The sequence below is a fragment of the Rhodospirillum sp. A1_3_36 genome, assembly GCF_047263945.1.
Classification (GTDB): Bacteria; Pseudomonadota; Alphaproteobacteria; order Rhodospirillales; family Rhodospirillaceae; genus Rhodospirillum.
Map to the genome: position 1 here is coordinate 1 of NZ_JBLAVB010000001.1, position 22,476 is coordinate 22,476.

The window sequence follows — 22,476 nt, forward strand, 5'->3', positions numbered from 1 at the left end:
CCCTGAAAAACAGCCCCGAGGGCGAGACCGTCACGCTGGCGAGCGTCCTCTATCGCCTGAACCATTTCGACGCCCACGCGGGCGGCACCGAGACCGACCGCTTCATCGTCGAGAACACGCTGAACGACCCGGCCACCTTCGACGACTACAAGGGCTTCACCAACGCGGCGCCGGAGAAGATGATGCTCTCCTTCGTCTCCACCGCCGCGACCGCCCTTTCCTTGCTGGGCAATCCGGACATCGCCCGCCTGACCAGCCACCACGACTTCGACTTCGCAGCCATGAAGGAGGAGGAGACGGCTCTCTTCGTCATGGTGCGCCAGCAGGACATGGGGACCTTCCGCTTCCTCCTGTCCCTCTTTTACACGGAGCTCTGTTCCGCCCTGCTCAAGGAGCGCAAGGGCCGCCTGCCGGTCTTCCTGCTCCTCGATGAGTTCGCCCATCTGCGCATTCCGGGTTTCCCCACCTTCGCCGCCACGGCGCGAAAGTACCGGGTCGGCTTCTGGCTGATCCTGCAATCCCTCTCCCAACTGTCCGCCAACTACGGACAGAACGAAGCCTCGGCCATCCTGGAAAGCGTGGGCACGGAGAGCTATTTCGGCGGCATGGGGTTGGACACGGCGCAGAACCTCTCGGCCCGCCTGGGCACGGCCTTCCGTTTGAACTGGTTCAAGCCGTCCGACGGTCTGCACCAATCGCCCCTCATGCGGCCCGACCAGCTCATCCGGCTACGGGACAATGAACTGCTGGTGCTCCATGGCAACCGCGACCCGCTGCGCCTGCGCAGTCTGCCCTACTACCGGCGGAGCGACCTGCGGACGCGAGCCCGCATGCTCCCCGCCGAACTTCCCGAGACCCGGGGCACGAGCCCCTGAGGGGAGCCGCCCGCTCCCCCTTCTTTCCTTCCTAACCCCTTATCTATGAACACCCCCAACGAACGCGGCCCGGAAATGACCGAGGCCGAACGCCGCCTCCGTATCCGCACGCTGAACGACACCTTCCGCACCACCTTCATCGGCGGACAGGTCATGCTCACCAGCGGCATCCAGGCCCTCGGTTCCCGCGTGGTCTACGACCTGATCCAGACGATCCAGAGCTACGACGATTTCACCAAGGACAACGACCCCCACGGCGAACACGACTTCGGCGCCTTCACCGCCGAGGGTCGGAAGGTTTTTTGGAAAATCGATTGCTACGACGAAGCCATGACCTTCGGATCGGACGACCCCACCGACCCGACGAAGACGACGCGGGTTTTAACGATCATGCTGGCGGAGGAGTATTAGTCCACGGATTTATCCGAACCAGTACCCGAAGACGAAAGGCGCGGCTCCTCGACGGGCCGCGCGTTTCATTTCCTTGCCATCCCACGCAGACGGTGGGTTACTCGATCACACACCTCGTCCGCTGAACCGGCCACGACCCAAGCCCCCGGCACGCCTACCAAGGCGGTCAGTTCATCGGCGGACAGGCCGTCCTCTTGAACACACTCGACAGGCGTGGCCCCAGATCCGGAAGCGGTTGATGATTTGTTCGTTCTCATATGGTCGGTCTATTCTTGTGGTTCGGGCGACGCAACACGCGCCTCGGCACGCTCTTTCTCGTCGGCGTATTTCTTGAGGGCGACCAGTTCCTCTTCCGGGGCATTTTGCAGCCATTCGGCCAATTTGGGATCAGATATCTCGCGATCAAAACGCATGAAATGACCTCGGGTTACAAGGCGGCTCGAATATCTCGCGACGAGTGAATGACACGAACAACAGAGATGCCATCTTCCAGGGGCATGTACAGGATAACATAGGCTCCGTGTGCGAATGACCGCATCCCGGGTGCGATATCCGGTCTGCTCTGCCCGCTCATGGGGAAGTCTGCTCTCTTCCCGCACCGGAACCGGATTTCATGGACGAATGAGCCCGCCCTTTCAGGGTTGTCCTGAGCGATGTACCGGGCGATGGACTTCAGATCGGCGACAGCGGCACGGCTATATACCGCGTTAGCCATCTTTCAGCTGGGGATACTGTCCGTACAGATCGCCAAGAATATCCTCGAAGGCTTCTTCTTCGGACACCTCACCGCTCTCCAGGCCCTCCTGTGCCAGACGACGCAGTTCGTGGAGTTTCGCGACATCCTCGGCGTCCAGGACCTGGGCGAAAACGAACTGATCCTCCTTCACGCCTGCCTTGGCGAGCGCGGCGGGAAATTCGGCGACGGAGCTTTGAACGATTTTCGTCATGCCTTGAGTTTAGGAAGCCGGAGCCTTCCGTGCAAGGGTCGTTGCTCCCAAATACAGCATGGTTCAGGAAGAGGCATTGAAGAGAACGCCCGCGTCCTCACCTAAAGAAAAGCCGACTTTCCCAAAAAGGCGCATTTTTGGGAAAGATGGGATTTCATGTGAGACGCTCTTTTCCGGAAGAAAACACGGGGAAATTCTTACGGTTTTACAGTCGGATCGTCAATTTCTCCGTCCCAAATGTCGTTGAATTTGCTGTCGTCCAGCTCGGTATAGCGGGCCGTGTGCTTCAAGTCCCGATGGCCGAGGAACTTCTGGATTTTGCGGTATTGGCGGTCCAGGACATTGGTCAAATGGAAGCCGCAAGAGTGACGCAGCATGTGGGTATTGACCCGAACGTCCAAGCCCGCCGCCTGTCCGGCCCGGTCGATCAGCTTGTAGATTGTGGAATGACAAAGCGCCGTTCCCCTATCGCTGATAAAGACCGGGGTGGAGGGCGTGGCGCCCTCCGGTCGGAGCCGCATGAGGGCGCCCACTTCGAAGGCTCCGAGGAGGTGGGTGGAGGGCGATCCTTTCTTCTTCCGCTGAACGTGAAGCCGCAGGTGTTCGAAATCGACCTGTCCCCAGGTCAACGCCCGCGCTTCGCTGGCCCGCAGGCCATGGCGGTACGTGAGCCAGACCAGCGTTGAATCCCGCAATCCGTGCCGTCCGGTGGTCCGCGCGGCCTCGAAGAGGCGGATGACTTCCAACTGGTGGAGATACTTGCGACTGCGGCGATTGGCGTATGGGGTCATGCGAGGGGGGTGAGGTTTTTTCTTCGGCATGGTGGGGCGTCCCCGACGGGTGAGGTCAGTCCACAGGCGGGTCGTTCTTTCCCAAAAATGCGCCAAAGTGGGAATGTTGCTAACATTCTGTATTGTAACATGTTTCCCCATGACCGAAGGCGCCCGGGCCGGAGATGTCGTCCAAAAGCCCGATCCCGAACTGCTCAAACGCTTCGAGGATGAACGCGACGCGGCGGCGGCTGACCGCCGGAAGGCGGAGGAGAAAGTCCGTCGAGGGGAAGACAAGGTTCGGGAAGCCGAACGAATGCGGAAGGACGCGCACAACGAGGCCGTCGCCGAACTCTGCCGCAAGAACCTTCTGCCCGCCGACGCTTGCCCCTAATCTTCTCTTGAATGTCCACTGCGGAACGCGGTCCGAGCCGAAACACCGAGACGGAGGAGGCGTTTTCTGAAAGGCCGCCGCACTTCGATATTCCGGGGTTCGAGAAATTGCCAACGGAGACGCAAGACCTGTATCTCCGCATTCCAGCAGCAGCCTTGGACGATGCCCGCCCGACCATAGAACGGGAAATCGCGGCTCTGAAACCAGCGGACGCCATTGAACGAGACGGTCAGGCCGACATTGGAACCGGCAAAGCCGAAGCCGCCACCGCAACCACTCGCGAAACCCGAGCCGTCGCCGCCTTCGACGCCTTCCACCGAGCGGAAACCGGCGATCCAGACGCAAAGAAGGAACTGGAGGATCACAAGAAGGAACTCCTCGACGAGGAACCGGACGACGACGAGATTTTCCGGACGACCCTGGAGAGCGAGAGCTCCGATCCCTTCGCCCAAGACACGGCCATGGAGGTCATGCTCTCAGACGAACAGGCGGCGGAGAGCCAGAAGGTCCTCGACCTGTTCCAGGACTTTCGCGGCGACCTGCCCAGCGCCGACGACGCATTGCCGCCCAAGCTGCAAATCGACCTGTTTCTGAAACTGACCAAGGGCAAGGGCCTGTTCCGCGAGCGCATGGACTTCACCCGCGCGGCCTTGGGTGTCGCCACCGAGGACGGTAAACAAAATTTGTTCGAGGGCCTGTCCCAAACCGGCGTACTCGAACACCGGGACCTGTGCGATCCGGCCATCGACGCCTTGCGCGCGGGTACCGACCGCCACCTGACCGAACGCATCTTTGGCCGGGAGGACGCGGCATAGGGATCCCCAGTCTGGTAAAATACTGGGGAACAACATCTAACCGGCTTCCCTTGGCTTTCGGGACCACGATCACGCGTGTCCACATGGCGGCTCGTGAGGGCGACCTCATGGCGGAGCGCCATGCGAAGGCCCTGCCGACGACAGGTGTTGTTCAACCGCCCGTGGGCTTGCCTTTTCGGGCGCCCGGGCGAGCTCCGGGGGCGTGAGGGGTGACCCTCGCCGACCTCATCGAGTGCGCGCGGCGCATCCCGAAGGAGGACGGTTCAACGACCCGTTAACCCTCTTCACCCATGTTCCCCAACGCATCCTCTTGTGATCCCGCCCGTTGCGACCTGCCCCTTTCCGAACTCCTCGCTCAAGACCCGTATTCTCTCCATTGGTGGGGATTGGTCTTTTGTCTAGCCTTCGTCGCGGTGGGGCTGGTCCTCGCCCTCGGATTTGCGGGGATGGTTTGCGATGACGCCCTGAGAAAGCGATTTCCTCTCCGGTCCTGCCCCTATGGAATCGGCGGCGACGACGCCCCCTTCACCATGCTCGGCATCGGAGGCGCGATCCTGCTGATCGTGGCAATGATCACCGCGTAGGATGGAAACCAATTAACCCAATGAGCCCTCACGGTTGCTTGGGGCGTGGCATCCCATAAGCCATGGAAGGGGGCAAACGCGCCACGAGTTTAACAGGCCGACACCCCGTAAAGGATTTGCCCCTCCGGGTTCCTCCTTGACGGGGTTTTCGTCGGCCTGTTGCGTGGGCGGCGTTTTAACCCCCTTTTACCATGGCCACACGATCCCACATCGCCTTCTACGAGCGACCGGAGCAACCGCTCGAACAGCCCTCCATCCTGCTCTACCGGCATTCCGACGGGTACCCGAGTTCGGTTCTGCCCGACATTCTGCCCTTCCTGCAGTGGTTCCAGGCCGAACGTGGACTGGACGACGGCGAATATGCCGCCGCCCGGCTCCTTCAGCACCTCTGCAACCGACATGACGAGGTGATCGCCGCCATTTCCTCCGAAAACGGCAGAATCCCAGAAGAGACGCCCTTCACCGGAACCCTTGGCTACGGCATCTGTCCAACGAACACTCTCCACGGAGATATCGAGTTCCTCTACGCGGTGACATCGAATCCTCAAGTCTCGATCCACTACAACGCAGCGTCCTTCGGAGAACAAGCGCGGTTCTCTCGACTGGGCATCGTCGATCTCGCCGGAGACACCGTCTTCACGCCCCGCGCGGCAAGTTTCTTGGGGGAGTGCTTCGAGCACAAGTTGGAGGACGAGGCGTGACAGCGCAACGCTCCACCGATCCGGAGAAGCCCCCTATCCGGGGGCCTTTCCCGTACAGAAGCGCGCCCAATCCTCGATCAACACCCGCCACTTCTCGATCATGTCCGAGCGCCAGTAAGCTTGCTCCGCCTTGTTCTCCTGGGTGTGGGCGAGGCAGGCTTCGGCCACCTCGCGGGCCACGTCGGTACAATCCGCCGCCCAGTCGCGGAAGGTCGAGCGGAATCCATGGACGGTAATATCGCCTTCGCCCAAGTCGCGGAGCACCTTCGTCAGGGACGTATCCGACAGCGGCGTGTCCGTCTTTTTCAGGCCGGGGAAAATCAGCTTGTCCTTGCGCAGTTTGGCGGCCTCCGTCAACACCGCGACAGCCTGGGGAGACAGGGGCACGCGATGTTCCTTGCCTCCCTTCATGCGCTCTTCGGGGACCGTCCAGAGGGCTGCGTCCAGATCGATCTCGTCCCAGGTCGCCCCCCGGGTTTCCCCGGGGCGGGCGACGGTCAGGATGTCGAAGCGCAGGGCCAGCGCCGCCACCCCGCCGACGCGGTCGAGCTTTTTCCAAAAGTCCGGCATGTCCGTATGCGGGAGCGCCGGACGGTGCTTCACCTTTTTAAGCGCGCCCGGAGCGGGCAAAACAAGGGACAGGTTCCCTTTCCACAGAGCCGGGTTCTCCCCTTCCCGGTAGCCGCGCACCCTGGCCCAATCCAGAATCTTCTCGATCCGTCCGCGAAGACGCGTCGCCGTCTCGGTCTTGTCGTTCCAAATGGGCTCCAAGACCTGGAGCACCAGTGTGCGGTCCACATCGGCCACCGAGACCGGGCCGAAGACCGGATAGACATAGGTAGAGAGGGTCGAGGGCCATTGCAGGGCGTGTTTGGGGTTTTTCCACCCCGCCCGATGGGCTTCTATATAAGCCTCGGCGCATTCGGCGAAGGTGATGGAGCGCGCCGCCTTCAGCCGGGCCGTGGCTTGCCGCCGCTTCTTCGCCTCGATGGGGTCGATACCCTCCAGCCGCATCTTGCGGCAGAGCAGGGCCTTCTCCCGCGCTTCGGCGAGGCTCAGTGTCTCCGCCGAGCCCAATCCGTGGTGCCTCAGGCGCCCGTTCTCCCGGAAGCGGAAGACCCAGGATTTCGTCCCCGTCTCCGTGACCTTCAGGTACAGCCCGCCCCCGTCGCCCAGAAGGCCCCGTTTCGTCGCGCGCGAGACGTGAAGTGCCGTGAGTTTGCCCATGGGAGAATACCGAAGCAGGTCCGAAACCAGTCCATATTTCAGTCCATGCTTTACGCGCGAATAAGGGCGAACGCAAGCGAACCCCGGCGCGCCGTGCCGGGGTCAAAATCGCTTGGTTTCCGCTGTTTTCCAGCTGTATTTGGGAAAATTCAGGAAGAAAATTGGCGGAGCGGGAGGGATTCGAACCCTCGGTACCGGTTTCCCAGTACGCCGGTTTAGCAAGACGACATACATACTCAAAAAACCGCAGAAAACAGCCATTTTCTAAATCTCATATTGACATTTTCTAAAATTGTTGTTTAAATGTTGTCTACAATCGAATTATGAGGTTTAAAAATGGCTAATTATCGAAAAAATTCTTCGTCGCGTGACGGTTCAAAAAAAACAACATTCACAGCAACAATCCGCATACCTTCTGGGTATCCCCATCCTGTTGAAAAACAGTCCTTTTCTCAAACTTTCAGCACCAAAGAGCAAGCGAGGCTTTGGGCCAGGAGGCAAGAGGACCAGATTAAATCTGGAACTTGGTTAGATCCGAGAATTCTTGAAAAATCTAGAACAGAACAAGAACATTTAGAAGCTACTAAGCTTCAGATCAAAACTCTTTCAGAAGCTCTTGACATTTACGAACAAACTGTATCTTGGAAAAAAGGCATTGACCGAGATAGAAGCAAAATCAAAAAGTGGAAAGAATCATTTCTAAAAGATCACAGACTTGATGAAATTACAGTTGCTCACATCGCACAATATCGTCAAGAAAACCTGACGAAAATTAAGCCGTCAACAATGAGAAATGATTTAAGCATCCTTTCAGGTGTTTTTGAATTGGCAATTACTGAATGGCTGTACGACATAGAAAATCCAGTTACTCAATTCAGAAAACGAAAAAATGCTTTGCCACCTCTTCCACCAGGAAGAGATCGCAGGTTAAGAACTGGAGAATTTGAAAAAATCCTTCAAGCTCTCGAACAAGTTCCCAGAGCTAACGAGATGAAAGCACTCTTTTTGCTGGCTCTTGAAACTGGCATGAGGCAAGGCGAGCTAAGGACACTCAAACGAAGCTGGATTGATGGTGATACAATCTCAATCCCAGATTCAAAAACCAACAAACCTCGAAGGGTCATCTTATCGACCAAAGCTCTCGCAGCCTTAAACGAACTACCAATTTACATCCTTGGAAACCTGTTCCACTCCTCTCGATATGACATAAACAACTCGTGGCAGCGAGCTATGAAGCTGGCTGGCATTGAAGATTTTCACTTTCATGACCTACGTCATGAAGCTCTATCTCGTATGGCAGCGGCACATATGCCACCGGCATTTATGATGAGGCAAAGTGGGCATAAAACCTTGGCAATGCTCGCCAGGTATGTAAATCCAACAGACGACGACATTAGGCAAGCCCTAAGAAAAATGGAAGCAGAGAACTAAAAGAAAAAGCCTCGGAGCATAGTTACCGAGGCTTTTCTTCTTGACTTTTACATAAAAATAATTCTTAATTTAAGGTGCGAACAAAAAGAAGGAGTTATTTTTATGAGCTTACAAAATAATATAGATGCAAAAAATGAAATTGTCAAACAAATTTTTTCTAAAAATCCTAAATTTCAGAGAGTATCCGAAGATTTATCATCTTCTTGGATAGAATTATCTGGCTATTCTCATGATAGAAAATATATCTCTGTCAACAATCCAAAAATAGATAGAGTCGATTTTTTGGCTTTTGACTGTGATCATGAGGACTATAATTATATTCCTGGAAGATTAGCAAAGCCTATTTATTCAGCAATATCTAATTTAACTGGAAGACACCACAAAGGCTATATTTTAGATGTCTCAGTTTTGACCGGAGAAAATGCAAGAAGAAAGCCTATAGAATATCTTGCAAAGGTACAACGAGTCTTAACGAGAGAGCTTGATGCAGATAGAAATTATGTTGGCTCACTGACAAAAAACCCGATGCATCCTGAATGGAATGTATTTGTGTTTCCAGATGCTAAACCTGTCCGTTTAGGTGATTTTTCAGCATATTTTGAAGAAGAAAAGCAACGAAATTTTAGAGATAAGTTTATTTTAAAGGAAAGTTTTGGCTACAGCCGTAATTGCGATTTATTCGACAATACTAGGCATTGGAGATATAGATATACTTCTGCAAGCCTTGCTGAGACTATTTCTTATGCTGACAGCATAAATTCTTTGTTTGCTATTCCCTTGTCGGCCTCAGAAATCAGAGCAACAGCAAGGTCAATCGATAAATGGGTTAACACAAAATATCAAGGTAACGGACCAAGATACACAAAAAGAGCATCAAAAGATGATAATGATTTAAAATCTCTGGAAAATGCACTGAATCAAATAGAGAAGCAAAAATTAAGAAAAACCCCGGATATCATCGCATATCTTGCAGGTTTCTCCAGAGATAGACTTTATAGACTCACAAAAAAACACGGAATTAGCATCTAATTCCTTGTCAACATTTTAGTTGCACTTTTCACACTATCAGATATTAGGAACTGTTTTCGTTATCAAAAGCGAAGCAGCAACCAGAGCGAAGCCAGAGAAACCAAGACCCTGGGACGAAAGTGATTCCCCCCTTCCTTGAAGGGGGGGGAACCGCACGAGCGGTGGGGGGATTAGTGAAACCAAGTTCATCCGTCAGGATGAACACACTTCAGGGAACATACGGTATATCACAAAAATAAGAAGAACAAAGAAGCAACCAAGATTCTTGAAGCCTCCTTCAGCGAAGCTCAATGAGACACATCCGCGAAGCGGATAGACATCCCCCCTGGGGGGGATGGATGCTAAAGGTCAGGGGGGGGTTCCAAGGAGGCTTAAAATCGTATCGTAGATTGCGATTCTCTATCTGTCTGGTATCCAAGGTCACATTTTGCCGAGATGCTTCTAAAAACATCGTTTTTGGAGGTTCTGGCTATATGCCTTCCTGAATCCTCTTGAGAATCCTGTCTCTCTCGTGATGCCTGAAGACAATTGAGCTTTCATAGAAAGATAAAATTTCAAGTGCTTCAACATATTCAGAAGCATCAAAATGCAAATCATCATCTAGCAAATCTTCAAAGTGAATACGACTCACTCTGTTTCCATTTCTGTAAAACTCAATGGTGCAATCTGATATATTAAAAATATATCCATATTCACATAGCAGTTTATTTTCAATAAACTCATTATTCATAATCATTGCACCGCCATCAAATGCCCCTAATAGACTATATCTAATTGGGTCATCATCAGCAATTTCACTTGATTCAATATTTTCAATTTCTCTAATCACTTCTTCAACATCGTAAATTGAAGTTGATTTTCTTTTCAAGATAGTTGTAGCATCATCAATAAAAACTTCAGCAATATTTTTGAATTGAGCATCACTCGAAATATAAGACAATTTATATTTATCTTTGATTTTAAAACCAAAAACTCCACGAGTGCTCATTGTCACATCCTTCGATGATGAAGAAGTTATCCACAGGCTAGGCCAGGCAGCTTGGAAGCCGCCTAACCTATGGATAACTTGAAATTTCATTTTTGGAAATCCTACTCCCCCCCTGACCTTCGATAAATCGAAGGTCTTTTTTTTAGGCTGGCTCCCCCCCAGGGGGGAACCTGGTCAGCAAGCTGACGATGTTCCTAAGAGCTAAGGCTAACGATTTCAGCACTTCAATATTTTCGTTACTTATTTTATACTTTTCGATACTCGAATAAAAAGCAACTATAAATAAAATAAAAAGCAAAAGTAATTTGACATTTACTTCACTATGCTCTAATATGCTAACTAAGGTTATTAGCAAGTTGTGGGCTTTGTAGCTACTTCGTATCTCCAAGCCCAACTTGCAAAGGGGGATAAATCCCCCTGTTGAACCCCCTAAGTAAATGAAAACTTGACTACAAAGGAGTAAATAAAATGGATGAAAATATTAGAGAAGCAGAAGTTAAAAAAGAGCTTGGATTAGATGCAAACACAAAGATGGTTGGTTTTGAGCTTAAAGATCATGAATATTATGAGTTTAGAAATAGAAAAAATAACAAACTCATAAAAGGATGGGTTTATATAGAAGAGCCATTTGATGTTTATTTAAATAACTATCTTGATTTGTGCAAAATAAAAAATGTTAAATCTGTAGATGAAAAATATGATTTAAATCATGAATACCCAATATATGTTGCATATAATTTAATTCATGATTCTGAGATAGTAGGAGTTGATTTTTATACAGAAGAAATAGACGATTATTCGATAGATTATATTACTTTTTTTATAAAGATTAATGATATAGACGACAGTGACAAAGTTTATAGTATTGATTTGGAAGATAAATCACATGACATTATTGAGAATCAATTAAATCAAAAGATTAATAAAATTTATAATGACTACCATAATGAGTATGAATATCAGGGTGGCAATTAATGAGATTAAAAGACAAAACAGTTAGATTAAGAATGTCATCAGAAGAAGAGATTGAACTAAAAAACTTGGCTCAATCTCACCAAAAGACAGTTTCCCAATATATTCGAGATTGCATCAAACTAAGGCAGTTAGGGCATACACAGGACACAAGAGAAGACATTGTTTTACTCCGTAGAGAAATTGCCGCCATTGGTAATAATTTGAACCAAGTGGCAAAATACACTAATTCTACTAAACAAGCAACAGACCTTACAAACTTGATAACTTCTCTTAAAAAGATAAAGGATAAAATTAACAAAACATTATGATTATAAAAAGTAAGCGATTCAGAACAGATAGTACAACAGACCTTGCATCTTATATCTTAGAGAATGAGAAAAATGAAGTTGTTCGCTTACTTTCAGGTAATACAGCAGACATACAATTAATGAAAGAAGATGCAAGAAAATATGGCTCAAAATATATGAGCCGCCACGTTACCATATCACCAGCAGAAGAAACAACAGAACAGCAGATTTTTGAAATCGTAGACCGATATCTAAAAGACTTTGGCCTTGAAGGACAGCCATATTTGTTGGCTGAACACACAAAATCAAGAGCAGACGATGGAGCATATCCAAAGCATTACCATTTGGCTTTGCCAGAAGTGAACCCAATCACAGGTAAAATTTTGGATAGTTCATTCACAATGAAAAAAGATGAAAAGCATAGCAGAGAAGCCGAGTTATTGCTTGGGCATAAGATTGTACCTGGAAAGCATTCAAAATCCGTATATTTTGCATTCTTAGAAGAAGGTAAGAAAGAGTATGCAGATAAAATAAAATATTTATTAGATAGCGATTTACCAAAATCAGCATTTTCTGAAAAGCAATTTCAAGAAGCAAAAAGAAAAGGTGTAAGCCTATCTGAAGTTAAAGAGATTGTCCAAGATTGCTATTCCAGGTCTGATAATTATCCTTCTCTTTTAGCAGCAATGAAAGAAAAAGGTTTACATGTTCAGCAAGGAACCAAAACCCTAATTATAAAGAATGATGAAGGAACTGAATTAGGTTCTCTTCAACGACTTTTGAAGATGAAAAAAAATGAATTTGAAAAATATATAGAAGGAGAACAGATAAATGAACAAGCAAATATTGAGCCAGAAGCCAAAACCCCAGCCCCAGAGCCAAAAAACAGCACAGAGCAGCAATCCAACGAAAGCAATCTACGAACAGAGCAAGACAGCAGCAGACAACAGCAAAATGATTATATCAATGTTGACAGAGCCACCAAAAACCGAGTCAGGAGAGAACCCAATCAATCTATTATTACAAGAGATAGACCAGTTGACGAAACGAATAGAAGGCTTGGAAACACAAAACAAAATGCTAATGAAGACGTTCAATCAAATAGAAGAGAACACAAATCAGTTAGTCAAGAAGTTATTGAGCAAATCCAATTAAATCAATTAAAACAAGCCATACTCGACAGAGAGCAAGCAAAAAAACAAAAGAATTTTAATGAGAATGTTGCTCTCTATCAGTTAAGCGAAGCACTTGTTGAAAGATACAAAAAACCTGAACCAAAACCTAAAAAGCCTCTTGAAAATATAGAAGCGAAAGTTATTGACTTTATAAAAGAAAGAAAGCCAAAAGATATTGCTCTTCATAAGATCAATATTCTTATTAAAGACTATGAAAACAGAAAGAAAATAGTAGAGCAATTGCCATCCAATGAATTAGACTATATAAGGGAAAACAATGGAAAATTAAAACAATTTGAGAAAGCAAGAAGTGAATTAATTATTAAGAGAGAAGAAATAGAAAAGAAATACAAAGAACACGAAGAATTAGAACCAAAAGGTTTTTTATCAAAGATGCTTGGAAAGCATAAGAAATGGAAAAAAGAAGAAGAAAGCCTATTTAAACAGAGATATAAGATAAGAGTATCTCACAATGACTCTTTTATAGATGTTCAAAATGAAAAAGAAAAATTATCAACTGAATACAAAAGAAAATTAGTGATTAAAGATAAATCATTAGAGCAATTAAATAAGGTTTTAGAGCCAGCATTAAAAATGAGAGACTATATAGAAGCAGGAAACCAGACTGCAATTAACAATTTAGCAGCGACAGACCCCGATTTTCCTTCAACGATTATATCAGGAACTTGGAGCACTCTTCATGAAATCTCAAAAGAAGAAGAAGCCAGAAAACCTAAACCTATAAGAGAATATCAACCAACATATTCAACCAATTATGATGATGACGACGAAGACGAATACGAACCTTCAGGCCCTTCAATGTGATGTGATTCGGCTAGAATCACGATTCCATATTGACTTTTAAAAAGCCCAACCCTGTCAACATTTTAGCTTGAAAAAAGCAACATCCAAAAATGTTGTTCTAATGTTGTCCAAAAATGTTGATAAGAACCACACAAAAACCCTGGGAAATAGGGCCTTTGTCAACATTTTTGGCTTGGTTTTCAGGGGTTTGGCGGAGCGGGAGGGATTCGAACCCTCGATACCGGTTTCCCAGTATGCCGGTTTAGCAAACCGGTGGTTTCAGCCACTCACCCACCGCTCCAGCCGTTCTCGCGTCGACACCCAGTGCCTTGCGAGGGCACACGAAATACCAGTCTGGTGAAGCCCCGTCAAGATGCCGTTGCATCTATTCTACGGGTTTTTCGACACCTCTTCGTCCACAACACCACCCGTCACCGTCACAAGCTCTGTCAGCGTCGTTTCAAATACACAATGGGGGTGACCAGCGGCAGCGAAAATGCGCGAAAATCGGTTCAAGGATCCGTCAATCGCTATGGGGAGTTCAGACGTGTGGCCTACCGGTGCAACCCCGCCAATGGCGAAGCCCGTGGCCATGCGAACCACCTCCGCATCAGCACGCTTGCATTTCCCTGCCAGCCCGAGAATACCCGGCAAGGCCTTGGTATCACATTGGCGATCCCCTGCGACCAGAGCCATCACCGCTCTGTCGCCAATCTGAAACACCAGACTCTTGACGATCGCACCCAATTCGCAGCCAAGGGCCGTTGCCGCATCCTGGGCCGAACGGGCCGTATCGGACAAGGCCACCACTCGGTCCTCTATCCCCACCAAAGCCAATGCCGCGACAACCCGTCGAACGGACTCTCTCTCCAATGCTCTTTCCATGGGCGCCTCCTCACAAACAAAAGGTATCTGGCTTCCTTCCAGCATATTTTGGGTCCTTATTAGGTTTTTTACCAAAAAATCGGAAGAAGATGTTTCGATCTCGTACACTCTATTTCTATTTGAACGCCTGAAGACGTCGATAATATTTTATGGGTGGTTGTTTCTAATTGAGTCGATGGTCGATTTTGCTTGTCTTTGCGCTTAAAGAAACAGTCTCCATTAAGGTGACCTTGTGCAACGGGCAGCTCCGTTGTCCATGTTTCGGTGGGTCCCGGCTAGCCCTGGGTCTGTCTTCTCCAGGCCCAGGCAGTTTCGACGATGGTCTCCATGGAAGACCGGTGGGGGGTAAAGCCGAGTTCGGTGGCAGCCACGTCCGCCCTGGCTACCAGGGCGGGGGGGTCACCCGGTCGCCTGGGGTCCACCTTGACTGGGATGGGATGTCCGGTCACGCGCCGGGCGACATCCACGATTTGACGCACGGAAAAGCCCGAATTGGTGCCCAGGTTGAGGAACGGATAACGCGTTTCCCGATCCAGATAGCCGATGGCGGCTACGTGGGTGTCGGCGAGATCGCTGACATGGACATAGTCCCGGATGCAGGTGCCGTCCTGGGTGGGCCAGTCGTCGCCGAGCAGGCCGAAATGGGGGAGGCTCCCTTCCGCAGTCATCAGCACCCGGGGGATGACGTGGGGTTCGGGGTCGTGGATTTCCCCCGTCAGGCCGTCCGGATCGGCGCCGCCAGCGTTGAAGTAGCGTAGAGCCAATGTTCGGAAGCCGTAAGCCCGGGTGTAGTCGGCCAGTATTCCCTCCACCACTAGCTTGGTCGCCCCATAGGTGTTGATGGGCTGGCAGGGGGTCCGTTCGGTGATGGGCAGGTCTTTCGGTACGCCGTAAACAGCGCAGGTGCTGGACAGCACGATCCGCGACAGACCATGGGCCCGCATCGCTTCCAGCAAACTCAGGCTGCCGCGGACGTTGATGTCGTGGTAGGGCGCCGGATCCTCCATGGACTCCCCGACGTAGGCCAGGGCGGCGCAATGGATCACTGCCTGGGGCTGGTGCGTGGATAGGACTTCGATCAAGCGTCCGGTATCACGGATGTCCCCAATTTCCAGAGGGCCCCATTTCACCAATTTCCGGTGGCCTCGGCTGAGATTGTCGAATGTGACCGGGGTGAAGCCCTGACGTGCAAGAGCTAAGCAAACGTGGCTCCCAACAAAGCCAGCGCCGCCTGTAACCAGGATGGTTGTCATAATTCACGCGGTTTCCGGGGTGGGGATTGTCTTTTTGACTAAAGTGTGGTCAATGACTGTACCGCAAGCAGAATTCGGGGGCAATACGATGAAGATGGGAACCAGCGTGGACCCGGCACTTGAGGTCAAGTATCTGTCCGAAAAGCAAGACGTGAGTTTCGAGGATGCGTGGTATGATGCGGTGGAACCCACGCATTTCTGGATGCAATGGCGTCATCGGGTCTTCCTGAATATGGTCGCCGACCTCGGATTGACTCAGCGCCCCCTCAGGGCCCTGGAAATCGGTGGCGGCAACGGTGTCGCCCGGGATTTGATCGAGCGGGACACCCCCTGGACAGTGGATATGGCCGATCTGAACGCGGTGGCCCTGGACATGGCCCGACCGGGGCGGGGGGAAACGCTTCTGTACAACGCGCTTGATCTCCTGCCGGACCGCGTTGGACAGTACGATGTCGTCATCCTGTTCGACGTGGTCGAACACATCGAGAATCCCAGGCCGTTCCTGGAGGCCGCCGTGGCCCACCTGCGTCCGGGTGGGCATCTGTTCATCAACGTGCCAGCCCTTCAGCCCCTTTACAGCATTTTCGACAAGGTTCTCGGCCACTTCCGCCGCTATAACCGCGCCACCCTGAGAGGGGAATTGGTCGGTTTGCCGACGCGGATTCTGGAATGCCGGTATTGGGGGCTGTTGCTTCTGCCTGTTCTCGTTGCTCGCACGACCTTGTTCAATTTGACCCGCAAGAACGACGATCCGAAGCGCATCGCTCAAGAGGGTGTCAAGCCACCGAACGGCTTCGCCGCCACTGTTCTTCACAGTCTGCGCCGGATCGAAACATCCCTTTTGAAGCGTCCTGTCCTGGGAACATCCGTCATGGCCGCTGCCGTGAAGACGGACGATGCCAGGGATCAAGGGTAACGTGTCAGGGACGCTCAAAAGGCGCTATGTCCTTGTTTGAGTCCGCGACCACCAATGTCCAGAAAGCACTTGGTGCTCACCTGCTTCTCTCTAGGTTATGAGTTTCTATGCCGTCTCGACACATCACGCTTTCGATCGTGGTTCCTGCTTTCAACGAGGAAGCCGTCATCCGCGAAGCCCATCACCGTCTGGTGGACGCTCTGGGTGGCCTTCCTGAAATCACCATGGAAGTCGTCTATGTCGATGACGGGAGCCGGGACGGAACGAGAGCGATCCTGCGAGAACTGGCCCAATCGGATTCTCGGGTCCGCTATATCGGTCTTTCCCGTAATTTTGGTCACCAGCCTGCGGTTTCCGCAGGGTTGGAAGTCGCCAGCGGCGATGTTGTCGCGGTCATTGACGCGGACCTGCAGGACCCGCCCGAAGTTATTCTGGAAATGCTGGACCTGTGGCGCCAGGGCAATGATGTCATCTACGGTGTCCGCACCGCCCGTAAGGAAGGCTTTTTTAAGCGTTTCGCCTATAACGTGTTTTATCGTGTCTGGAAATACGCTGCGGATATCTCCGTCCCGTTGGATGCCGGTGATTTCTGCTTGATGGATCGACAGGTTGTCGATGTCCTGCGCAATCTGCCGGAAAATGGTCGCTTCATTCGTGGATTGCGGGCTTGGGTGGGCTTCCGGCAGGTCGGTCTCCGTTATCAACGGCACGCCCGGTTCGCTGGTGAGACGAAGTATCCCTTCCTCAAGCTCGTGAAGCTCGGTAGCGATGGTATTTTCAACTTCTCGCTGCTTCCCTTGAAGCTGATTTCCGTTTCCGGCGGGGTCATATTCCTCTCTTCCCTGCTTGCGATCGTCGTCCTTGCCCTAGCCAGACTGGCGAATATCAATGTCATGGGGCATGCCCTGGACGAGGTTCCCGGGTATACATCCATTGTCCTTCTCCTGCTGCTTCTGAGCGGACTCAACATGCTGTTCCTTGGGGTGATTGGTGAATATCTGGGGCGTCTCTACACGGAGACGAAGCGCCGCCCGACCTTTGTGATTGCCGAGGATAGCGCCCGCAGAACGCCAACGCGGGGTGAATCGGACCAAAGCCGATGAACAAGACCAATGCCCTTCGCTATTTCCTGTTGAAACATCTTTGGAAGAACCGGCACCTCGTTTCTCCAGAGACCCACCGAGAGGTGGCTCGAAGCCTTGTTATCGAGGAAACAGAGACCCGCGATTGGAACATCCTTTGGCGGGATGGCGAGGAGCGACGTGGTTTCGTCATGCCGCGAAACGACGTTCAATTTTATCGGCGCGGCGACATCTCGAACGCCACCGAGGCGGACGGTGGGGACTTCAAGGATGTGGCCAATGCTTTCGTCGCCACGGCCTTCCGCATAGACGATCCCCTTCAGGTCTTGGCCCCGGAAGGGGTGGGCAGGGCTCTCGACGTTTGGCGAACGGTGCTGTGGTTGGCCGTCGCTGTGGCCCTCTATGTCCTGTTCGATCTGCCGATGGCGGCGGGTGTTTTGTTCGCGGCTGTCATGGTGGTTGAAATCTGGGCGCCAAAGGGAAAGCTTGTCCTGGCGGGCTTGATGCTGCCCCTTTCATTCGTGATGGGATTGCCCGGTGCCCTGTTCAGCGGACTCGCCGCGCCTCTGCAGTTCCTGGATACCAGACCGGATTGGCGCCGCGTCCGAACCGGCCTACATGTGATCGGGTTTGCCCTTGGCATGGTGGTGGCTTGGCGTCACAGGGAAACACTGAGTCTGCCCATGATCGGTTGGGCCGCCTTTCCCATGCTCGGCGCTCTGGCCTTGGCTTTGTTCCGATGGCTGTACGCGACGCACCGTCACATGGCGCCCTTGGCGATTCCGGCGCTGGTCTGGGGGCTGGGCTGCACCGGTTTCTTTTCCGCGTCGCTTTTCCTTGTCGCCGGTCTGTTCGCCGATGTGGTGATCGCGCAATTGGTGCCCCCATCCGAACGCCTTGGCACGATGGTTGTCCGGTCCGCCTCCGGCCGGATGGTTGTCCGGTCCGGCTCCGGACGGATCTCCCCGTCCCTGATCACTGGCCTGCTCGGAATGCTGGCCGCGCTTGTCGCCGGTTTGACCTGGTGGTCGGGTGTCGGTGCCGACCCTGGCATCCTCGATCGCTTTTCCCCTGAGTTAGTCGAGCACATGCAGATGATCGACACCGGCGACCGGCGGCTGGCGTACAAGGTCTTCTTGCTGATGTTGCCGCTGGCTGCCTTGGCGGCCTTCTGGCTGTCGCGACGTCCTGCCCTGCTGGCGCCGTCGACGGTTCTTGGGCGGGTGTTGCTCATTCTCCAAACACCACGCGTCGCCGCGACCATCGTTCTGGTGGTGTCGGCCCTCGTTCTTTGGGGCAATCAGCAAGAGTTGCCCGAGGACGACTTGATGAACATTATCGGGCTGCGGTTCGGGCTGCTTTATATCCCGACCCCATTTCACTATGTGCTGCTTGTGATCGGCTCGGTGATCGGGCTGGCGCTTATGGTGGCTTGGCCCCGGAGTCAGCTTGGGCCCACCCAGTCTCGCCGTCTGGGGTGGGCTTTCATCTGGATCTATCTGACACTGGCTTTGGTGCCCGGCTTGCTTTCCCCCGCTCACTTTGCGGCGCCCGGGGCCTATATCTTCAGCCTATTTTCTAACCATAACGGGATCATCTTCGGCGACGCCGTCCAACTTGCCCATGGCATGCAGATGCACTCTGATGTCCGCATCATGTATGGGATGCTGCGCGCCGTCGGGCTGGCCATTTGGTCCAAGTACGTCGCGCCCCTGTCGGTGGCCGACGGAGCCATGGTTCTGAAGGTAGGGCAGGTGATTCTTTGTCTGTCCGCCCTGTGGTTGGCGCGAACCATGGCCCGGGGCCGGGTCCTGGTCATTTTCCTGTCCATGGCTTTGATCGTTCCCTGGTTCCACACCTACCATTCCGCTATTTTATTTCCCAATCATGCCGGATGGCGGTTCACCGGGTATGCCTTGGGATTTGGGTTGGCCGCCTTCACGGCAGGGTGGACGCTCTGGCGTCGCGCCATGGTACTTGGCGCTTGCGGGGGCCTGTTCGTTCTGCTCAATACCGAAACCGGTCTCTGCCTGTCTCTAGGCCTTCTGGGCACTCTTATCCTGTCGGCCGAACGACCGACGCTACGGAACATCGCCGGGCTGATCGCCAGTTTCCTGATCGGCGCCGGGATCGTCGTCCTGGCGTTCCTTGGCCTGTATGCGGCGACCTTGGGGCCTCTTCCGTCATTGGCGGCATGGGCGATTGGACTTGGCTATTTCTTTGAAGGGGCCAGTGGCTTCGCGGGACGTCCCTTCTACTTCGACCCCTTTGCCCTATTGATCGCCGCGCATTGGTCGTTGATCCTAATCAATGCTGGCCGCCTTCGTCTGGAACGGGCTCTGAATGTTCTGGAAAGTCTGCGGGGTGGTCTGGCGATCACTGGAATGCTTTGGCTGGCCTATTACGTCAATGGTACCTCGCGGCAGTATTTGCCCGGACTGGTGTTGGTCTATGGCGTGTTTCTGTCCACATATTTCGCGCCCGCAATCCTTACCTTTCTACGCAAGGGGAAGGATTGGAAGCGCTTCCTGTCCCTCCGCCCTGTGGTCGTTGCCATTGTTGTCGGACCCATGATTCTGGCAGGCAACATACAGATGGGGGGGAGTTTGTGGTACAACTTGATTGCGCCGCCTCCGACTGCACCAACAGAGACAATTTCAGGGGCAGAAGTTCCGGAGAGTGTCGCGCGGAATCTGAAGGAAAAGATCGCCTTCATAATGGCCCAGCCCGACCGGGAGGAAATGGTTATTCTGAGTTCCTTCGGCTATTTTATCCATGCCGAGACCGGAACAGCCTCCCATCTGCCCATGGCCGAGCCTTACATGCAATCCTATGATCGGGGTGACATGGACAGGATCATGAAGCGGATCGAGGAGCTGGCGCCGAGGCGGATTCTGGTGGATGCCAAAACCGAGGACTTCGTGCCTTATCCGACGGAGCAGGCGTTCCAGGAGCGTTTCATCAGCCGGATACTGGCGACCTATCGCTTCGATCACGAAGAATCCGGATGGTCCATCTATGTCCGGCGGGAGCCCTAACTGAAAATGCAATTCTTCAACCGTCAACAACAGATGAAGTTAGCCCGGAGTCTGGTTTCGAAAACCGCGCCAGCCTACGTGCAGTTCTATCTGACTTCGCGATGTAATCTGGCTTGCGAACAGTGCAATATTATTTACGCCGATGCCAGTGCACGGGAAATGAACATTGGGCAGATCCGCAAAATGGCGGAGAACCTGTCTGAAATTGGTGTCTGCATTGTTCTGCTGATCGGGGGCGAACCCTTCGTCCGCCGGGACTTACCCGATATCATCAAGGCATTCACCGATGTCGACATCCACGTGCGCATGCAGACCAACGGTCTAGCCAGTCGTGAGATGCTGGAATCCTGTATCGCTGCCGGGGGGCATGACATTTCCATTTCCCTTGACAGTCTTCGCCCAAGCCTGCAGGACACCATTAACGGGGGGTTCAACAAAAGCTGGGATCGGGCGCTTTCGACCATCGCCACGGTCAACGAGATCTTCCCGGACAACGCCACCGCTTTTCTCAATAGCGTGTTGATGCGCCGTAATCTGGACGACCTCCAGGATGTGGTGCGCTTTGCCACTGCTATTGGCTGGGGCGTTTCCATCGTTCCCGCCCATGTGTCCTCTCCCGAGGAACCAAGGGGCTTCCGTGCTTTTGACGATGATGGGGTTGTCGGTTTTCCGCGCGAGGTCTGGCCCGATGTCCGACGCAGTATCGACATCTTGAAGGCCCAACGCAAGGAAGGCCTTAACCTGTATGATTCCGATGAGTACCTGGAAGACATTTACCGCTTTGTGACGGGACAGCCATTGCAATGGCGTCGCCGCAATGGCGGTGTCTGTGACTCACCCGACCTATATTTCGCCATTTCGCCCAATGGGAACATGAAGGTCTGTTGCGACTACGAACTCGATACATCCTATCCCGTGCACCACCCTGATTTCCCCACTTGGTATAGGGATGGTCGTATCCACGGAGAGACTCAGTCCTTCACCCGAGCCTGCGGCGGCTGCATGTATGGCAGCTATCCTGAAATCACCATTTCCGCCCGCTATTTGAAGCCTATGATCGAGCGTTTTCTGCACTTCAATGTCAAACCGCCAAAGCTTCAGAAGTTGAGCGTGGCCGAATTGCGCGATATCGCCGCGACTATCCTGTTCGAGCGGACCGGCGAGATGGAGGACAGGAATAAACCTGGCTCCGCCGACCGGGAAATGGGCACCATCCGTGTTTAAATCGGTCCTGGAATACCCTTCGGTTTACCGGCTGTTTATGGAAGTAACCGGCAATCTGCGGGCGCGGTCCATTTTTGCCCGGGACATGGTCAAGGCACGGGAAGGCGACCGGGTCCTAGACATTGGCTGCGGCACCGGAGAGATGCTCCACCTTCTACCGAAGGTGGACTATCATGGGTTTGACATGAACGACCGATACGTGGCCTGGGCGCGGAAGAAGTACGCGGGTCGGGGGACTTTTCGGCGGGAATTCGTTTCGGCGGCCACACTGGGCGGTGACGCGGGCACCTATGATATCGTTTTGGCCAGCGGTCTGCTCCATCATCTGACGGACGACGAAGCAGCCGATCTGTTCCGGCTGGGCTGGGCGGCTTTGGCTCCCGGTGGGCGCATGTTCACGCTCGATGGGTGTTACGTCCCGGGTCAGTCGACGCTGGAACGTCGTATTTTGGCCGGTGACCGTGGGCAGTTCGTTCGCACCGAGGAGGAATACCTGCGCCTTGCCCGGGCGGAGTTTTCTGATATTCAATCCCGCGTTTGTCCTGGCCTCCTTTATATTCCCTATACCCTTGTGATTCTGGAGTGCCATAAGCCCTCCAGCTGATGGACGGCTTGGCCCCAAACGAAGGCTTTCGCGGTCCGCGACAGGGGGCGTTTTCAAATCT

24 protein-coding genes and 1 tRNA gene are annotated in these 22,476 nt (G+C 52.5%); 16 read left to right on the forward strand and 9 right to left on the reverse strand.

Translation table 11 applies throughout. From position 1 onward, the window contains the following. Together ACLIRY_RS00005 and ACLIRY_RS00010 are read left to right on the forward strand one after the other, a co-directional pair. The coding region (locus ACLIRY_RS00005; RefSeq protein ID WP_413203289.1) for a type IV secretory system conjugative DNA transfer family protein at positions 1–875 on the forward strand (875 nt) is incomplete at its 5' end. Positions 876–950: 75 nt separating this feature from the next. Further along, on the forward strand, positions 951–1,286 hold the full coding sequence (locus ACLIRY_RS00010; protein WP_413203290.1) for a DUF3768 domain-containing protein: 336 nt from the start codon (positions 951–953) through the stop codon (positions 1,284–1,286). A gap of 266 nt (positions 1,287–1,552) precedes the next feature. Here the strand turns inward: ACLIRY_RS00010 and ACLIRY_RS00015 are convergent, their stop codons facing one another. The 4 genes from ACLIRY_RS00015 to ACLIRY_RS00030 all read right to left on the reverse strand — a co-directional run bounded on the left by ACLIRY_RS00015 (position 1,553) and on the right by ACLIRY_RS00030 (position 3,024). Further along, positions 1,553–1,699 carry a hypothetical protein gene (locus ACLIRY_RS00015; RefSeq protein WP_413203291.1) on the reverse strand — a complete coding sequence of 49 codons (147 nt, stop codon included), beginning with the start codon at positions 1,697–1,699 and terminating at the stop codon, positions 1,553–1,555. Positions 1,700–1,713: 14 nt separating this feature from the next. Beyond that, a complete protein-coding gene (locus tag ACLIRY_RS00020; protein ID WP_413203292.1) occupies positions 1,714–2,001 on the reverse strand; it encodes a type II toxin-antitoxin system RelE/ParE family toxin in 288 nt (95 codons plus the stop codon). Continuing rightward, positions 1,994–2,233 (reverse strand): hypothetical protein, encoded by a 240-nt coding sequence (locus tag ACLIRY_RS00025; protein ID WP_413203293.1) that lies wholly within the window; start codon positions 2,231–2,233, stop codon positions 1,994–1,996. Before ACLIRY_RS00025 ends, ACLIRY_RS00020 begins: the two co-directional genes overlap by 8 nt. A 197-nt stretch (positions 2,234–2,430) precedes the next feature. Continuing rightward, positions 2,431–3,024 carry a tyrosine-type recombinase/integrase gene (locus ACLIRY_RS00030; RefSeq protein ID WP_413203294.1) on the reverse strand — a complete coding sequence of 198 codons (594 nt, stop codon included), beginning with the start codon at positions 3,022–3,024 and terminating at the stop codon, positions 2,431–2,433. 139 nt (positions 3,025–3,163) lie between these two features. On the opposite strand from ACLIRY_RS00030, the gene ACLIRY_RS00035 reads away from it, so the two are divergent. The 4 genes from ACLIRY_RS00035 (at position 3,164) to ACLIRY_RS00050 (ending at position 5,497) form a co-directional block, all read left to right on the forward strand. Next, complete coding sequence (locus tag ACLIRY_RS00035; protein ID WP_413203295.1) at positions 3,164–3,397, forward strand: hypothetical protein; 234 nt, start codon at positions 3,164–3,166, stop codon at positions 3,395–3,397. A gap of 11 nt (positions 3,398–3,408) precedes the next feature. After that, the gene (locus ACLIRY_RS00040; RefSeq protein WP_413203296.1) at positions 3,409–4,212 is read left to right on the forward strand and encodes a hypothetical protein; all 804 of its coding nucleotides are present in this window, start codon (positions 3,409–3,411) and stop codon (positions 4,210–4,212) included. Positions 4,213–4,502: 290 nt separating this feature from the next. Further along, entirely contained in the window at positions 4,503–4,796 is a 294-nt protein-coding gene (locus ACLIRY_RS00045; protein WP_413203297.1) for a hypothetical protein, read from the forward strand. Between the two features lie 191 nt (positions 4,797–4,987). Continuing rightward, positions 4,988–5,497 carry a hypothetical protein gene (locus ACLIRY_RS00050; protein WP_413203298.1) on the forward strand — a complete coding sequence of 170 codons (510 nt, stop codon included), beginning with the start codon at positions 4,988–4,990 and terminating at the stop codon, positions 5,495–5,497. Between the two features lie 33 nt (positions 5,498–5,530). Here ACLIRY_RS00050 and ACLIRY_RS00055 read toward each other — a convergent pair whose 3' ends face one another. Further along, complete coding sequence (locus ACLIRY_RS00055) at positions 5,531–6,724, reverse strand: tyrosine-type recombinase/integrase (protein WP_413203299.1); 1,194 nt, start codon at positions 6,722–6,724, stop codon at positions 5,531–5,533. A gap of 336 nt (positions 6,725–7,060) precedes the next feature. On the opposite strand from ACLIRY_RS00055, the gene ACLIRY_RS00060 reads away from it, so the two are divergent. After that, positions 7,061–8,155, forward strand: coding sequence for a tyrosine-type recombinase/integrase (locus ACLIRY_RS00060; protein WP_413203300.1), 1,095 nt, complete (start codon positions 7,061–7,063; stop codon positions 8,153–8,155). A gap of 102 nt (positions 8,156–8,257) precedes the next feature. After that, a complete protein-coding gene (locus tag ACLIRY_RS00065; protein WP_413203301.1) occupies positions 8,258–9,184 on the forward strand; it encodes a replication initiation protein in 927 nt (308 codons plus the stop codon). A gap of 469 nt (positions 9,185–9,653) precedes the next feature. On the opposite strand, the gene ACLIRY_RS00070 is transcribed toward ACLIRY_RS00065, so the two are convergent. Beyond that, positions 9,654–10,262: a hypothetical protein gene (locus tag ACLIRY_RS00070; protein WP_413203302.1), complete on the reverse strand. Its 609-nt coding sequence runs from the start codon at positions 10,260–10,262 to the stop codon at positions 9,654–9,656. Between the two features lie 378 nt (positions 10,263–10,640). Here ACLIRY_RS00070 and ACLIRY_RS00075 point away from each other — a divergent pair, with 378 nt between their 5' ends. From ACLIRY_RS00075 to ACLIRY_RS00085, 3 genes are read left to right on the forward strand one after another with little or no spacing between them, the layout of a single operon-like run. Beyond that, positions 10,641–11,147 (forward strand): hypothetical protein, encoded by a 507-nt coding sequence (locus ACLIRY_RS00075; protein ID WP_413203303.1) that lies wholly within the window; start codon positions 10,641–10,643, stop codon positions 11,145–11,147. Further along, positions 11,147–11,455, forward strand: a complete 309-nt coding sequence (locus ACLIRY_RS00080) for a plasmid mobilization protein (protein ID WP_413203304.1) — start codon at positions 11,147–11,149, stop codon at positions 11,453–11,455. Before ACLIRY_RS00075 ends, ACLIRY_RS00080 begins: the two co-directional genes overlap by 1 nt. Then, entirely contained in the window at positions 11,452–13,434 is a 1,983-nt protein-coding gene (locus ACLIRY_RS00085; RefSeq protein ID WP_413203305.1) for a relaxase/mobilization nuclease domain-containing protein, read from the forward strand. The genes ACLIRY_RS00080 and ACLIRY_RS00085 overlap by 4 nt, the downstream gene beginning before the upstream one ends. Positions 13,435–13,622: 188 nt before the next feature. On the opposite strand, the gene ACLIRY_RS00090 is transcribed toward ACLIRY_RS00085, so the two are convergent. From ACLIRY_RS00090 to galE, 3 genes are all read right to left on the reverse strand, one after another. After that, positions 13,623–13,714, reverse strand: a tRNA-Ser gene (locus tag ACLIRY_RS00090). 89 nt (positions 13,715–13,803) lie between these two features. Further along, on the reverse strand, positions 13,804–14,298 hold the full coding sequence (locus ACLIRY_RS00095; RefSeq protein ID WP_413203306.1) for a YbaK/EbsC family protein: 495 nt from the start codon (positions 14,296–14,298) through the stop codon (positions 13,804–13,806). Positions 14,299–14,573: 275 nt separating this feature from the next. Further along, positions 14,574–15,551 (reverse strand): UDP-glucose 4-epimerase GalE, encoded by a 978-nt coding sequence (galE, locus tag ACLIRY_RS00100; protein ID WP_413203307.1) that lies wholly within the window; start codon positions 15,549–15,551, stop codon positions 14,574–14,576. Positions 15,552–15,603: 52 nt separating this feature from the next. Here galE and ACLIRY_RS00105 point away from each other — a divergent pair, with 52 nt between their 5' ends. The 5 genes from ACLIRY_RS00105 to ACLIRY_RS00125 all read left to right on the forward strand — a co-directional run bounded on the left by ACLIRY_RS00105 (position 15,604) and on the right by ACLIRY_RS00125 (position 22,415). Beyond that, entirely contained in the window at positions 15,604–16,467 is an 864-nt protein-coding gene (locus ACLIRY_RS00105; protein WP_413203308.1) for a class I SAM-dependent methyltransferase, read from the forward strand. Positions 16,468–16,574: 107 nt separating this feature from the next. After that, positions 16,575–17,570 carry a glycosyltransferase family 2 protein gene (locus tag ACLIRY_RS00110; protein WP_413203309.1) on the forward strand — a complete coding sequence of 332 codons (996 nt, stop codon included), beginning with the start codon at positions 16,575–16,577 and terminating at the stop codon, positions 17,568–17,570. Beyond that, complete coding sequence (locus ACLIRY_RS00115; RefSeq protein ID WP_413203310.1) at positions 17,567–20,587, forward strand: hypothetical protein; 3,021 nt, start codon at positions 17,567–17,569, stop codon at positions 20,585–20,587. The genes ACLIRY_RS00110 and ACLIRY_RS00115 overlap by 4 nt, the downstream gene beginning before the upstream one ends. 33 nt (positions 20,588–20,620) lie before the next feature. Beyond that, the gene (locus ACLIRY_RS00120; RefSeq protein WP_413203311.1) at positions 20,621–21,811 is read left to right on the forward strand and encodes a radical SAM protein; all 1,191 of its coding nucleotides are present in this window, start codon (positions 20,621–20,623) and stop codon (positions 21,809–21,811) included. Next, positions 21,804–22,415 (forward strand): class I SAM-dependent methyltransferase, encoded by a 612-nt coding sequence (locus ACLIRY_RS00125; protein WP_413203312.1) that lies wholly within the window; start codon positions 21,804–21,806, stop codon positions 22,413–22,415. The genes ACLIRY_RS00120 and ACLIRY_RS00125 overlap by 8 nt, the downstream gene beginning before the upstream one ends. The last annotated feature ends 61 nt before the right edge of the window (positions 22,416–22,476 follow it).